Origin of the sequence: Microcoleus sp. EPA2 (genome assembly GCA_020882975.1) — a bacterium.
GTDB lineage: Bacteria > Cyanobacteriota > Cyanobacteriia > Cyanobacteriales > Microcoleaceae > Microcoleus.
In genome coordinates this window covers 121778-136344 of record JAHRFD010000009.1, presented here as the reverse complement: position 1 = coordinate 136344, position 14567 = coordinate 121778, and the positions used below count along the sequence as shown (strand labels likewise).

At 45.8% G+C, this 14567-nt stretch carries 12 protein-coding genes; 4 read left to right on the top strand and 8 right to left on the bottom strand.

Annotation, left to right across the window (positions count from 1 at the left end; translation table 11 throughout):
* Window positions 1-31: 31 nt before the first annotated feature.
* The 3 genes from AAFP14_RS11115 to AAFP14_RS11105 all read right to left on the bottom strand — a co-directional run bounded on the left by AAFP14_RS11115 (window position 32) and on the right by AAFP14_RS11105 (window position 2446).
* Window positions 32-553: a hypothetical protein gene (locus AAFP14_RS11115; protein ID WP_341732322.1), complete on the bottom strand. Its 522-nt coding sequence runs from the start codon at window positions 551-553 to the stop codon at window positions 32-34.
* A gap of 350 nt (window positions 554-903) precedes the next feature.
* Window positions 904-1251 (bottom strand): hypothetical protein, encoded by a 348-nt coding sequence (locus AAFP14_RS11110; RefSeq protein WP_341732321.1) that lies wholly within the window; start codon window positions 1249-1251, stop codon window positions 904-906.
* A 100-nt stretch (window positions 1252-1351) separates the two neighbouring features.
* Window positions 1352-2446: a saccharopine dehydrogenase family protein gene (locus AAFP14_RS11105; protein ID WP_341732320.1), complete on the bottom strand. Its 1095-nt coding sequence runs from the start codon at window positions 2444-2446 to the stop codon at window positions 1352-1354.
* A gap of 243 nt (window positions 2447-2689) precedes the next feature.
* Here AAFP14_RS11105 and AAFP14_RS11100 point away from each other — a divergent pair, with 243 nt between their 5' ends.
* A complete protein-coding gene (locus AAFP14_RS11100) occupies window positions 2690-3148 on the top strand; it encodes a HEAT repeat domain-containing protein (RefSeq protein WP_341732319.1) in 459 nt (152 codons plus the stop codon).
* Between the two features lie 173 nt (window positions 3149-3321).
* Here the strand turns inward: AAFP14_RS11100 and crtO are convergent, their stop codons facing one another.
* Entirely contained in the window at window positions 3322-5019 is a 1698-nt protein-coding gene (crtO, locus tag AAFP14_RS11095) for a beta-carotene ketolase CrtO (RefSeq protein WP_341732318.1), read from the bottom strand.
* A 369-nt stretch (window positions 5020-5388) separates the two neighbouring features.
* Window positions 5389-6489: a tetratricopeptide repeat protein gene (locus AAFP14_RS11090; RefSeq protein ID WP_341732317.1), complete on the bottom strand. Its 1101-nt coding sequence runs from the start codon at window positions 6487-6489 to the stop codon at window positions 5389-5391.
* A 153-nt stretch (window positions 6490-6642) separates the two neighbouring features.
* Between AAFP14_RS11090 and AAFP14_RS11085 the strand changes: the two genes are divergently transcribed.
* Window positions 6643-6969, top strand: coding sequence for a YbjQ family protein (locus AAFP14_RS11085; RefSeq protein WP_341732316.1), 327 nt, complete (start codon window positions 6643-6645; stop codon window positions 6967-6969).
* A 349-nt stretch (window positions 6970-7318) separates the two neighbouring features.
* Window positions 7319-7942 (top strand): hypothetical protein, encoded by a 624-nt coding sequence (locus AAFP14_RS11080; protein WP_341732315.1) that lies wholly within the window; start codon window positions 7319-7321, stop codon window positions 7940-7942.
* Between the two features lie 295 nt (window positions 7943-8237).
* Here AAFP14_RS11080 and metH read toward each other — a convergent pair whose 3' ends face one another.
* Window positions 8238-11801 (bottom strand): methionine synthase, encoded by a 3564-nt coding sequence (gene metH / locus AAFP14_RS11075; RefSeq protein ID WP_341732314.1) that lies wholly within the window; start codon window positions 11799-11801, stop codon window positions 8238-8240.
* A 91-nt stretch (window positions 11802-11892) separates the two neighbouring features.
* Here metH and AAFP14_RS11070 point away from each other — a divergent pair, with 91 nt between their 5' ends.
* The gene (locus AAFP14_RS11070) at window positions 11893-12453 is read left to right on the top strand and encodes a type II toxin-antitoxin system Phd/YefM family antitoxin (protein WP_341732313.1); all 561 of its coding nucleotides are present in this window, start codon (window positions 11893-11895) and stop codon (window positions 12451-12453) included.
* A gap of 189 nt (window positions 12454-12642) precedes the next feature.
* Here the strand turns inward: AAFP14_RS11070 and AAFP14_RS11065 are convergent, their stop codons facing one another.
* Window positions 12643-13692: a GNAT family N-acetyltransferase gene (locus AAFP14_RS11065; RefSeq protein WP_341732312.1), complete on the bottom strand. Its 1050-nt coding sequence runs from the start codon at window positions 13690-13692 to the stop codon at window positions 12643-12645.
* 230 nt (window positions 13693-13922) lie between these two features.
* On the bottom strand, window positions 13923-14366 hold the full coding sequence (locus AAFP14_RS11060; protein ID WP_341732311.1) for a retroviral-like aspartic protease family protein: 444 nt from the start codon (window positions 14364-14366) through the stop codon (window positions 13923-13925).
* Between the last annotated feature and the right edge of the window lie 201 nt (window positions 14367-14567).

The window sequence follows — 14567 nt, the reverse complement described above, 5'->3', positions numbered from 1 at the left end:
CACCGAAAAACCGAAATAGTCGCGATCGCCCTTAGCGGCCGTCTTTATCTATGTCTCCAGGAATAGCCCGTTCCACCCGGTCCCAAGCATCTCGCGTAGCGTGCTTAGCTTTTTCCCACTGCAAATTAGACTTACCACGATTGGTTTCGTAATCGCGCTGCAAATCGTCTTCGAGTTCATTGAAACTCTTACCAGTACCGGAGTAGCGGCTGTATCCCTCATAACCAGTGCGGTAGGCCGGCTGATAATCTTCGTAAGTAGCGCTGGTGTCGGCGTAAGGGCGAGAAGTGTAGTTATTTTGCCAATAAGCATCTTCTACGGTAGGGTCGATCGCCTCTGCGACACTTTTACCCGCCAAACCACCGCTAAACGCGCCGACAACAGCCCCGACAACAGCTCCCACGGGCCCGCCGACAGCACCGCCGATCGCAGCACCCGCAGCACCCGCACTAGCGGCACCGATACCAGTTCCCACTGGATGTGCTCCCGTTTCCCCAGAAATCGGGTCGAGATTGGCATCAGGTTTTTTCACAGATTTTTCATTATTTGCCATGATATTTTTTTCCTTTTTCTTTCACTCTAACTATGACTAAATCTAGTTGAAAAACTGCTATTTATTCATCTTCCTTAAGGCTGGTTATACTCATTTGTATACTCTGCCTATGGTTGATAATTTAAAAGGTCAAACTCCTTCAGAGACTACTGTTTGAGTATTAAGGCTAGATCCCCCCTAACCCCCCTTAAGAAGGGGGGGACCGGAAGCACTCAAAGTCCCCCTTTTTAAGGGGGATTTAGGGGGATCTAGACTTAACGTAAAAACGAGATTTATCAAGGGTTTCAGTCTTAAGTTGACACCAATGCCCATGCCCGGTACCCCATGCCCGATGATTAACTTTTGTTAATTTATTCGTTCCCCGTGACCTTTTCGATAAAATCTTCAGCTTTTTCCACTAAACTTTCTTCTGGATGCTCTGCTTTGTACTCATCCAAGCTTTCTTCGTAAACCTGCTCTACTTTTGCAGGATTTTGAGCAGCTTTCACAATGTCATCATAGGCTGCTTGGGGATTCAAATCCTCAAATTTTTCTGCGGGGTCAGTAATTTTAGCGTCTTGTGGTACTTGATTGTTATATATGCCTGCGGCGCGAGCAGTCTGAGTAGGTACTACAGCTAAACCAATTAAAGCCAGCATCAAACCCAAAAAAATACAGCGACCTAATGTTTGTCCCAAAGTTTTTAAAACGCGCTTCATGTCAATTTCTCCTGGTATTTTAAGAATTAGTTATTGTGCTAGCAATTATAGTAAGACGCTGATTGCTACACTGACTTCTATCTGAAGATAGATTAACCAATCAAACTCGATCTATTTTGAGGTGACGGCTCTCCATGGAGCGTTCAAATAGCTCCGTAGAAAGGGCTTGTTCTACAGACCAAACCCCTGGTTTGGTCAATTTGCCTTCTAAGATTAATTGAGCGATGCTGCCAGTACCGATGCCCGTAGCAGCAGCAGCATTGTCATGTAGGGCGATCGAGCAAACTTGAGCTGGTTTGCCATTTTTAATGCCACTCACTTGCGATCGCACCGCCACCCCAACCCCACTAAAACTATTAGTAACACCAGTCATCCCATAACTAACATAGGATAGAAATTCAATCACTCCTTTATTTTTCAGCCAGCTAGGGGGCCAGTATTTAGCAACAAACCAGGTAAGATGATTGTAAAGGTCAGGAAAAGTGCCGAATTTAGTAATAACTGTTTTGACAGGAAAAGTTTCTGGCAAAGTCATAACTTCCGGCATATCGAACCAATAAACCCCTGTTTTGCCGTAGGGTGGTGGAAATTCAATTGTTTCGCGATCGGTGTAGGGTTTTACCTGCTGCCAATTGCCGTTTTTCCAAACTTCAAAAGGCGTTTGCAAACCTAAAAAAGTGGTTCTCATGACGGTGACACCCGCACCACCAGAACCGCCAACTACATAACTCAAATGAATATGTTCCGCTGTATCTAACTGCTCCACATCTCGGCGAACCATACTATTAGAAATTCCCGGAAAAATGCCAGTATTAATAATCGCAGTAATCCCAGCATCTTGGGCCATTTCGCGCAAGTCTAACGCTCGGCGAGTAAAACTGCGACTGTCGCTGACATCCGTATAATTAACACCAGCTTCTATGCAAGTTTTCAGTACACTAGCATCTCGGTAGTGAAAAGGCCCAGCAGTGTGAATGACCAGGTTAGAGGATGAAACTGCTTCTCGCAGAACTGTACTGTCCGCAATATTTAAAGGCAAATACTGCACCCTCTCCGGCGGCAATCCATCCCCTATGGACCCTTCAGGTTCTCGTCCAGTCACAGTAATTGCGGCATCGGTATGGGTAACAAGGTCTTGGGCGACGCTGCTGCCAATTCGTCCCCGGCCTCCAATAATCAAAACTCGGTTTGCCATTGCTCAAAAATGGGTAACGGTAATATGAGTATTTGAATTTTAGGTGATGGTTTGCATCTACACAAAGTATGAATTTGCGATCCCTAATATCTTCCACCAATTTCCCTAACCCCAGAAAAGCGCGGAAAGCCAATAAATCAACCTAATTGCAGACAAGTTAAATAAACCCCACCCAAGTTTAAAATCCTTTATTGACAAGGTTCGATGGCTGGAAGCACTAAAATTTAGGGAGGTGCAAAAATTATGGATAAGCTGACAACTGAAACACTGCTAAATTATTGCGATTCTGATGATTATGCCCTGCAAACAGAAGCATTGATACAGCTTGTAGATGAGGATAAAGCAGTTAGAGGGTATGCTGCTAATTCGAGCGGGCTTTTAGGTACGCCGCAGCTATTGCCAAAACTTGCAGAGTATCTAAAATTAGAGCTTCCTTTATCAGTAAAAGCTGAATTGCTGGGAGCTAGGTACTGGTTGGGCGCGAAAGAAGATATCGAGAAGCTATTGAGTTTGTTGGATAGTGCTGATGAACATTTAGCAACGATCGTCCTGAATATTTTAACAGATTTGACGGAACGGGAACCGTCACCAACATTGGTGAAAGATGCTCCCGATTTAGAAACGGTATTGAGGGCGATCGCTCGTCGTTTTCCCTTCACAGGAAATCAACCAGAAAAAATTATCGCACTCGCACACAGATAATACCAAATCCGTTAGCATCGGAATTATTAAACTCTCTCTTCTCTTCCTTCGCGTCCTTCGCGCCTTCGTGGTTAAATCATTCCGATACAACCGGAATTGATATAAATCACTAAAAAAAACGCAGATGTGATTCATCTGCGCCCATCTGCGTTTATCTGCGCTTGCTAAAAAGCTTACTTCTCATTCCCACCAAACACCGACTTAGCAGTCGATTTCAAAGAATTAGCAGCATCCGCCAAAGTCTGGGCGATCGGCTGCTGTGCGTGCATGAAAACGCGAGCCGTGTTGCGCCCCGGCATCCCGGAAATTGAACCGCCCGGATGGGTACCGGCCCCGGTGAGATACAAACCATCGATCGGCGTTTTGTAATTCGCCAACTCCGGTAAAGGACGGAAAAATATCATCTGATCCAGCGTCATATCAACGTGGTAATAATTTCCCTTCAACGCCCCCAAACGCTCTCCCAATTCCGCCGGACTTTCCACCCGACGGCCGATAATAGACCTCTTGATATTGGGTGCATATTCTGCCAATTTGTCAATACAGCGATCGGCAACTTTGTTTTTGAGCTCATCCGTCCAACCCGTACCGTGCTGGCCGGTTCCCTCAGCATTTTCGATCTGGTAAGGAGCAAAAAATTCAATCCAAGCTGTATGGTGTCCCGGAGGAGCCATTGACGGGTCTCGTACCGTCGGAAACACCACGTACATCGAGGGGTCAGAATCGGGAATTCTGCCAATAGCAGGCTCGGTATGAGCAATTTCAACGTGTTTTACGGAGTCGGCAATTAACACCGAACCCATTAAATATTCGTCTCGATGATTCCAGCGATCGAACTTGGGTACTTCATTGAGAGCTAAATCTATTTTGAGAATAGTTTCATTGTTATTCACAATTTTGCGCTCCAATCTTTCCCGCAAATTCGGGTCAGCAGCATCGACATCACTATCATCCATTAAATGCAAAAACAAACGCTTCGCATCAATATTAGAAATAACACCTTTGGTAGCACGATATTCTGTGCCGTTGGCAACTCGAACTCCGACAGCGCGGCCATCATCCACTAATATTTTTTCGACGTGCTGATCGGTGAGCACCACACCCGAATAGCTTTTTACTAAATTGAGTAGTGCTTGAACCAATGCACCCGTTCCTCCGCGCGGTCTTGCCATGCCGGGATTGTGACGCATTGCCAGCATAATGGCACCAACGGCAATGGTTTTTTGGGATGGAGGAGCGCCTAGTTCTGCGGCTAGTCTGGCTAAGGGTGCTTTCAGAAATTCCTCATCAAACCACTCGTTGAGAATGTCCTCAGCGCTGGTAATCATCGTGCGTATAAAGTCCAGGGTTTTGTCTGGGGAACCGATGACTGAAAATAAATCTTTGAGTTTGGCAATATTATAATTACCCGCAATATCTACAATCGACTTTGGCGGCGCGTTAAACATCGGAATCATCGCATTTAACGCTCGTTGCCAAAAATCGGTATATTCGGCATATTTTTTAGCATCGCGCTCGTTGTAGCGGGCAATTTCAGCACAAGTTTTTTCTACGGAACTGTGCGCTAAGAAATATTTGCCGTCGGGATGGGGACAAAAGGCAACTGGATCGCAATAAAGATATTCTAAACCGTATTTTTCCAGTTCTAATTCTTCTACGACAGGCCCTAAATGGATAAATTCGTGGTCGATCGCGCACAGGTTGAATTTAAAATCCGGCAATTCGGGAATCGCAGCTTCAGTAGTTGCAGCACCACCGGGAACCGAACGTTTTTCTAACAGGAGGACGGTATATCCCGCTTTGAGGAGATAAGATGCACAGACCAGTCCGTTATGACCTGCTCCGATGATAATCACATCATAGGTTTGCATAGATGAAGCTCTGAGAATGGGATATTTTAGTCATTTTACAAATCTTAACACTTTCACCAACTCTACCAGGAGAAATAGATTAATCATGGGGAATAGTTTTAGTATCTGACAAAAGATGGAGCCTATATTAACTGCATGGTGATAGCGACTGCATTATATCATAGGTAATAGGTAATTGGTAATAGGTAATTGGTAATAGGTAATTGGTAATAGGTAATTGGTAATTGGTAATTGGTAATAGGTAATTGGTAATTGGTAATGCCTTATGCCCATGCCCCCCTTGGGGGGGGTGGGGGGTTAAGGGGGGTTCGCCATTACCCAGAAGGCCTGTACCTCACCTAACTGAGAAAGGCTATAACTCATAACTAATTACTTCACTTGTTGCAAGGCGGCCTCAGCTTTTTGGATACCATCATTGTTACCTTGCTGGCGATAATTATCGAGGGCTTGCTGAAAAGCTTCAACTGCTTCGGATGTGCGATCGCGCCTTTGGAGAGCAGTACCCAAATTATAATAAGCTTCGGCTCTGTTAGGCTCAAGCTGAATAACGCGCCGAAAAGTGAGAATCGCTCCTAAGAAATCTTGTTTTTTCAGTTGAATTTCCCCGATCGCAGCGTGTGCTTGCACTAAATTTGGTCGCACCGCCACAGCCCGCTGATAAGCTACAAGGGCTCCATCTAAGTCGTTTTGACCTTTGAGAAGTTCGCCGATTTCTAACTGCACATCTGGATTGCGAGGCTCTAGTTTCGCAGCTTCTTCAAAAGCGGCCAGCCCTTCGGCTGTGTTGCCATTACGCAGTAAAGCAGTACCTAATTTTAACTGTACGCTGGCTTGTTTGGGTGCGAGTTTAGCGGCTTGCTGGAGGATGTCAATGGCACTGGAAAAATTGCCCTGCTGGATTAATACTAAACCCATTGAAGAATAAGCTTGCCAACTTTTAGGATCGATGGCGATCGCCTGTTGGTAGGCTTTAAAAGCGCCACTGTAATCTTGTTGCTGAAAGAGTACCACGCCCAGACCGATCAGAGCATTCACATTTTTGCGATCGAGTTGGGCGGCGCGGCGGTAGGCGGTAGCAGCGGCCGGATAGTTTTGCAAATTCGCCATCGCATATCCTAGGGCGTACTGAAAGTCGGCATTGTTGGGTTGGAGACTGATGGCTTGTTGATAAAATTCTACTGCTGCTTGATAGTTGCCCTGACGCGCTTCTAAATAACCAATACCGGAAAAAATCCGCGGGTTTTCGGCATCTAAACGGGCTGCTTGCTCATAAATGGCGATCGCCTTACCGTAGTCTCCCAAATCTACCAATTCGCGCCCTTTTCGCAGCAAAGCGTCCAAATTAGAATTATTTTCAGGATTGACTTGAACAGAAGTTTCCGCACAGAGTGCTCGCAGTGGCGCTGAGACAGCAAATCCCGCTAGCAACAACGTACTGAATACCAAGAGACTTTGTTTGTACACGGCCATTTGTTTCAAAGAGTGTGTGGTGGAAGGAGAGAGCGAATTAGTATCGGTTTGCTAAACAGACAACTAAGGATTAACCAGGAATGTTTGAGAGACCAGATGTAGTAAATCTACATAACTAGACCAACTCAAAATATTCGCGATCGAGGCCAACAGATGATTGTAACAACAACTGATGTCATTCAAGGATCGGAAGTCCAATCTTACCTGGGAATTGTAACTGCTGAGGTGGTCTATGGCACCAATGCCCTGCGAGATTTCTTTGCGGGCATTCGGGACATCATTGGTGGGCGCACAGGCAGTTACGAGGAAGTTTTCCTCAAAGGACAGCGAGATGCCCTCGCAGAGCTGGAACAACGAGCTCAGAGGCTGGGAGCCAACGCCGTAATCGGGGTGGAAATTGACACCGGCACGATTAATGTAGACGCCAAGGGGGCTTTGCTGCTGATTACTGCTGTTGGGACAGCGGTAAGACTGCGCTAAGCAGTCCTTTCTTTATACATCCGTCAATTTTTATAACTGGATCGATTAGTCATTGGTTATTGGTCATTAGTCATTGGTTATGGGTTATTAGTCATTGGTTATTGGTCATTGGTCATTGGTTATTGGTTATTGGTCATTAGTCATTAATCATTGGTCCTTAGTCCTTAGCTAATAGCTATTAGCTGTGGACTAATGACTAATGACTTTTTCGTTTATTTCTTGAGACATAGATACTGGTTATTTCCGCAGGCAGATATAGTTTCTCTCAATCTGGGCAACAATCAATATTTAGATGGGATGCTGTTAAAACCTAAATCAAATCTAAACAAACACCAGAAAAGAAAAAACTATGGCATACGCAAATAGACCTGTAGATAACATTGTTGCCGAACCAATTGTGGTGAATTCAGTCATGGAATACCACGATCGAGTCCGGTGGGGTCCGATTTTTTCAGGTTTGGTAATTGCGATCGGCTCGCAATTGGTATTAAGTGCTTTGGGTGCTGCGATCGGCTTAAGTAACATTGCTAATTCAGGAGCTCCCCGCAGTATAGCCGGCAGCGTCGGTACAGGCGTCGGAATCTGGTCAATAATCAGTTTATTAATTAGCTTGGGTCTTGGCGGTTGGGTAACTGCTCGCGCTTGCGGGCCAATGAACCGCAATACAGCGCTGTTGAACGGAGCAATTTTGTGGGCAACTACCTTAACAATTGGCTCTTGGCTGTTAGCAAATGGAGTAGCAGGTACTTTTGGAGTAGTTGCTGCTAATGCGGGAGAAGCGATTAATCAAGCGCAGCAGGGCGGGGTGGATTTACCTAACCAAGCACCTAACGTTACCGCTCAGAATGCTCGCGATATTGCTGGTAATGCTGCGAAAGCTGGTTGGTCGTTTTTGTTCGGTTCCCTGTTGGGTTTAGTGGCGTCAATGGCTGGAGCATCTGCTGGCGCGCGCACTCCCCGCACTCACTCTTAAGATGGAGTTCGGGCACTGGGAATTGCGCATTTTCCCTCGAAAATTTATCGTTCCCAGGTTCTACCTGGGAACGCAGATCCAGAGGCTCTGCCTCGTCGAAAAAAAAATTGCGCATTTCTCGTTTTCTCGTTTTTATCGTTCCCAGGTTCTACCTGGGAACGCAGATCCAGAGGCTCTGCCTCGTCGAAAAAAAAGAGAGGCAGAGCCTCAAGAAATGCGTTCCCAGGCAGAGCCTAGGAACGAGTAGAGGTAGAGCCTGGGAACGAGTAGAAAGTGCGCGGGCGCACTCTACAAATTAAGCGGTAAAGTATTTTGCCGCTGGGTGATAGGTGATAATTGCGGTGGTGGATTGTTCTGGATAAAGTTGTTCGCTTTCATCCATATACAGATTAATGCGATCGCACTTGAGCAACTCCAACTGCTTGTACTGATCCGCCATATTCGGACAAGCAGGATAGCCGAAACTGTAGCGCGAACCGCGATATCTTTGGGCCAGCATATCCCGAATATTATCCGGTTCTTCGCTACCAAATCCCAATTCCCGGCGAATCCGCGCGTGAGTCCATTCTGCCACTGCTTCGGCTGTCTGTACGGCTAACCCGTGAAAGTAGAGATAATCGGTATATTGATTGTTAGCAAATAGCTTTTGGGCGTACTCTGTGGCAATTTCTCCCACTGTCGCTACCTGCATCGGAAATACATCGATTTTACCCGATTCTTTGGGTGCAAAGAAGTCCGCAATGCACAGCCTCCGCGCCGATTTTTGGCGGGGAAATATGAATGTTGCTGCGGGTGTCGATACATCTTGCCCGCCCTTCATAATTTCCGGGTCATACACATACAAAGAGTTGCCTTCAGCTTGACAGGGGAAATAGCCGTATATTGCTTGGGGATGCAACAGTTTCTCAGTGATTATTTTGTGTTTCCACTGTTCCAAAATCGGATAGACTTTTTCAGCTAAGAAAGCATCGTATTCTTCCCGCGATTGGTCTTTTGGCTTGCGGAACTGCCACTGTCCAGCAACTAAGGCTTGCAAATCTAAGTGCCAGAAAATCTCTTCAAAGGGAATATCTTCCGGTTGCAATAACTGAGTTCCCCAGAAGGGAGGATTTGGGCGATCGATATCTGCTGCCACTGCTTCCGAACGGTTAGTATCTATAACAACCGGAATTTCGGCTTTAGCTGCTTGTTTCGCATCCTCAACAGCGATTTCTTCAGAAGTCTTAGCTGATTTAACCGCCCCATTGCCATTTTCAGCAAACTCGCCTAAAAATCCTTGCAAATCTTCCCATTTACCAGCAGATTTAGCTGGCATCAGTTTATCCATAAAATGCAAGTCGGAAAACGCATCTTTGCCGTAAACTACTTTACCATTGTAAGTGTTTTGGCAATCTTCATGGACAAACTTGGGAGTCAAAGCTGCACCGCCCAAAATTACCGGAACGGTAATTCCTCTCTGGTTGAATACCTCCAAGTTTTCTTTCATAAACGCTGTGGATTTTACCAACAAGCCACTCATGGCGATACAATCAGCTTTGTGCTTTTCGTAGGCATCAATGATATTATCAACTGGCTGCTTGATTCCCAGATTAATCACGCGGTAGCCGTTGTTTGATAAGATAATATCAACCAAGTTTTTACCAATATCATGAACGTCGCCTTTGACAGTGGCAATGATGAATGTGCCTTTGGCATTGTCCCCAGATTCCGACTTTTCCATGTACGGTTCTAAATAGGCAACTGCGGCTTTCATGGTTTCGGCTGATTGCAATACAAACGGCAGTTGCATTTGTCCTGAACCGAACAATTCTCCGACTACTTTCATCCCGTCTAAGAGGAAAGTATTGATAATGTGGAGAGGCGGATAGGTTTCTAATGCTTTGGCTAGTTGGATATCTAGTCCAATGCGTTCGCCATCGATGATGTGCTGCTTCAGGCGTTCTTCTACGGGGAGGTTAGCGTCTTCGGTGCGATCGCGCTTGGTAGTTTTGCCCGCAAACACGGTCGTGAGCTCGCCCAAGGGGTCATAAACGCAAATTTCGCCGTCGAACTCCCGTTCATCGTAAATCAGTTTACGGCAGATTTCTTGGTGTTCTGGGTCGATTTTGGCTAGGGGTAAAATCTTATTGGGGCTGACAATGGCTGAATCCATCCCGGCTTGCATTGCTTCGTGCAAAAACATGGAATTCAAAACTTGCCGCGCCGCCGGATTTAAGCCGAAGGAGATGTTAGAAACTCCCAAAATTACGTGACATCCTGGCAATTCTTGGCGAATGCGGCGGATGGATTCGATGGTAGCTTTGCCGTTTTTTCGGTCTTCTTCAATCCCGGTGGAAATTGGCAAGGCTAGGGTGTCAAAAAAGATTTCCTGGGCGGGGATTCCGTAGGCGATGGCGGCGTTGTAGGCGCGTTGGGCGATCGCAAATTTTTGGTCAGCAGTCCGCGCCATCCCGTCTTCATCAATGGTGCCGATCACTATACCGGCACCGTATTTTTTGGCTATTTCTAAAACTTGATAAAAACGCGGTTCTCCGTCTTCATAGTTAGTAGAATTTAGCAAACATTTGCCACCAGCAACTTTTAATCCGGCTTCCATCTTTTCCCATTCGGTGGAATCCAGCATTAAAGGGAGAGTGGCATTTGTGACAACGCGGGAAACTAATTCTTTCATGTCGCGGACACCATCGCGGCCGACATAATCGACGTTGACATCAAGAATGTGCGCGCCTTCTCGCACTTGTTCCCGCGCCATTGCAACTAAACCATCCCAGTCTTCAGCGTTGAGTAAATCCCGGCATTTTTTGGAACCGCTGGCGTTGAGTCTTTCGCCGACTATTAAGAAGGAATTGTCTTGTTCGTAGGGTTGGGCGGTGTAAATTGAAGCCGCCGCTGGTTCCCAGCTAATTTCGCGGATTTTGGGGGTGAGAGTTTTGCCAATTTCTGATAGTTCGCGAATGTGATCGTAGCGGGTGCCGCAGCAGCCGCCGATGACTTGCACGCCTAAGTCTTCGACGAAGCGCATCAACGCCATTTTTAATTCTACGGGCGTGAGTTTGTAGTGCGCGTGGCCGCCGATGTTTTCGGGTAAGCCGGCGTTGGGAACGCAGGAAATGACGAAGGGTGAATGTTCGGATAGGTATTTGATATGTTCGGCCATGCGATCGGGGCCGGTGGCACAATTTAATCCTAAGATATCGATCGGATAGGGCTGCAAAATGGCTAGGGCGGCGCTGATGTCGGAACCGACTAACATTGTGCCGGTGGCTTCCATGGTGACTGATACCATTAATGGAATGCGATCGCCTTTTTTCTTGAATACTTCTTCAATGGCATTTAATGCTGATTTTATTTGCAGGACGTCTTGACAAGTTTCGACAATAAATAAGTCAACGCCACCGTCATAGAGTCCTTCTGCTTGTTCGGTAAAAGCGGCGGTGAGTGTGTCAAAATCAATGTGTCCTAAAGTTGGTAATTTGGTGCCAGGTCCGATCGAACCTGCAACAAATCTTGGTTTTTCTGGTGTGGAAAACTCGGCCGCGATACTTTTGGCGAGTTCTGCCGCTGTTTTGTTGAGATAATAGGCCTTGTCTGCTAAATCGTATTCGGCGAGGACGATGGAAGCAGCGCCAAAGGTGTCAGTTTCGATGACGTCGGCGCCTGCTTCGAGGAAGCCTCGGTGGACGTTGGCGACGGCTTCGGGTTTGGTATGGACGAGATATTCGTTGCACCCTTCGTATTCTTTGCCACCAAAGTCTTCTGCTGTCAGGTTTTGGACTTGTAAGTTGGTGCCCATTGCGCCGTCGAAGACGATGACGGGGCGCGAGGGGTGGTGGAGTCGATCGAGGAACAGGCTTTTCATCGGCGGTTAAAAAAACTGAGGTGCTATATATTTACAATTTCATCTATTGTGCAATATTCTCAACAGTTATGTAAATCTTGGGGAACGGCTGATGACTGAAGGATTTAATGCTGCTGACAATAGTTCGATCGTACCTGTAATTTTACCGATCGCGCCAGATAATTGTCAAAATTTTGTTCCGGGCGCGACTGTGACGGAAAAAGAGGCGATCGTAGGTGAGGGATTTTTTCGTTTAAGTCTGGAGGCTTTTCGGGAAAAGGCGATCGAGATTATGAAACGAGTCATGTTTCAGGGCGATCGGATTCTGTTACAGGAAGCGGGGGAAGACGTAGGTGCGATCGTTCCTGAAGCAGAATTTCACAAACTAGATTATTTGATGGCAGAAATCAAGCCCTCACAATTCATGCCTGAAGAAGAAGCATATTATGAAGATGAAGGAGCAATTCACTGCCTTTATCTAGATGAATTTTTGGAAGATTTAGAAAATGTCTTAGCAGATGTGAATGAATTTGACGAATTATTTGGTTTAATACCAACTAAAGAGATGGGAGAGGATATTGATATTTTTATGTCGGCTGCTATTGTGATGTCTGTAGATAGATTTTGGGTGGCGGATTACGTCCTAGCTGAACGACAGGCAATCCTGATGTGAATAAGTATAGTTTTGGAGGCAGAAACCGGGTTTTTTATAAAAATATTGCATCCCAGTCTTCCAAACTGGTAAAAACCCGGTTTTTTTCGTCGCGTAAGTCATGATCTTCTGGGATGCAGAAACCGGGTTTTTTATAAAACATAGCATCCCTGTTTTCCATACTGGAAAAACCCCCGGTTTCTTTTGTATTTAGGCGTAAGTCCTAATCTCGATTTGCGGCTGTTTAAAAATCGGAAATCCATCAGGAGTTTTCAAGATTTTACCGTGGGGGTCTCGTTCAACATCACAAAATACATAGTTGCCAGTTTCATCTCGCATCAAGATAGGTTGTCCGTCAACTATTTGGTACGCTGGGCGATAAAATTGAACAATCTCTTGATGCTCGACCATTTCTCCATTTTCATCCCGCAAAATCGGACAAGTAACTAATTTATCCTCCGCATCAATAACCCAAGAATTAGTAGCCGGATCTAGCAACAATTCCGGGTAAATAGGTTGACCGTTAGATGACTTCAGCAATTCACCATTATCATCAACTAAGGGCATCAAGAAAACAGGTTCTCCTTGGGAATCGCGCAGGAGTTCGTTAGTTTGCGGATGGCGCAGCGGAATTGCTCTCGGTGCGGGCAATTCGACATCGGGCAATTCGGGATGAGGCGGGTGCAAACTCGGTAATTCAGCATCCATTGCCATCTCATAATGGCGGGTATATTGCACGGCTGCTTTGGTAAATCCAGCCCGCTGTAACATGGCTTGCATACCCGTTTGGTCGGCAGCAATTAGTAAGTCTATATCGCTAATTTTCATAGTTTTGGCGTGGGCGATCGCAGCTTTTGCTAGCATTTGAATTGCTTCTGATTTCCGATGTTCTGGCTGAACGTACATCCCCAAAACGGAACCGACGCGGCGGGATTGAAAGGGATTTTCAATGTGGTGTTGCTGAATCAAGTATTCGGGGATATTAGCGGGCGGGGCTTCGTCGTAATAGTAGATAAATAGACAGCCGATGATGCTGTTATTTTGTTCTAATAACCAACAGAAAGAAAGGGGTTTTTCGATTTGGTTAGTGACGTATTTTTCAAAGTCGAAGTTAGGTTTGACGAGCATTGAGGGGTCGATCGCTTCGCGTTCAGCAGCGAATGCTTGCCAGAGGGGGGCGATCGCCTTTGTGTCTGCTACGGTGGCTAGACGGTGGCTGTAAGGGGCGATGGGGGCGATCGGTATAGTTGTGGCTGTCATCGGTTTTTGGTGGGTGAATTTGCATTGAAGGTGAAAGCCTTCTATTGTGTATTGGGATTTTGCGGGGGATTTTTACGCAAAGGGCGAGTTTTTGTAATAAAAGTTAATATATAGGACTTAAAATGGGGACTCAGAAACCGGGTTTTTACGAAAAAACTTAGTTACAGACGCAAAAACCGCCAAAAACCCGGTTTCTTTGATCGGAGTGCGTAAATCCTGGATAAATCTCGCTACAAAATCGTCAAATAAGTTTCTGTTGGACTGATGGGTAACGGTTTTAAAATTTGATTTTGCAAATCGATTTCTAACCCCAAAGCTTCTAAAGGTATGACTCCCAAAAGAGCATCTTTACCTCCTGGTAACTCCAAGCACTCGAAGGTTCCTTCCCGATCGAACATGGATATGGTAGCATCTCGGAAAATTCGGGCTTTGCCAATCCCCATTGCGGTGGCTACGTCTACTTCTTTCAGGAGTTTCAGTCCGAGTTGGGCGATCGTATCTTGTGGCAAACACAAGGTAGTTGCACCCGTGTCTACTAATACATTTTTGAGAGTTATCGATCGAATTTGGTCTTCCGATTTCACCCCGGCCTCTGCCAGAATTTGGTCAGCGCGGTTAACGATCGTCAGAGTGGCGAAGACTTTTCCCATTGCTTTGTTGGTTTGAGTTTGCATATTTGTCTCCTACTGAATAGTTGGAGTGATTACATCCTTTAATTGTAACTTGTTTTGATGGGCGATCGAACTAATTTTGAAACCAGGTATTCGTTGTTTAAATATTATTCATCTGCATCTGGCTCAAACAAGTCTTTTAGATTGTTGTATTTACCACTGTTGAGTTTTTGTTGTATTAACTCGGATTGTTCGGGTTTTAAG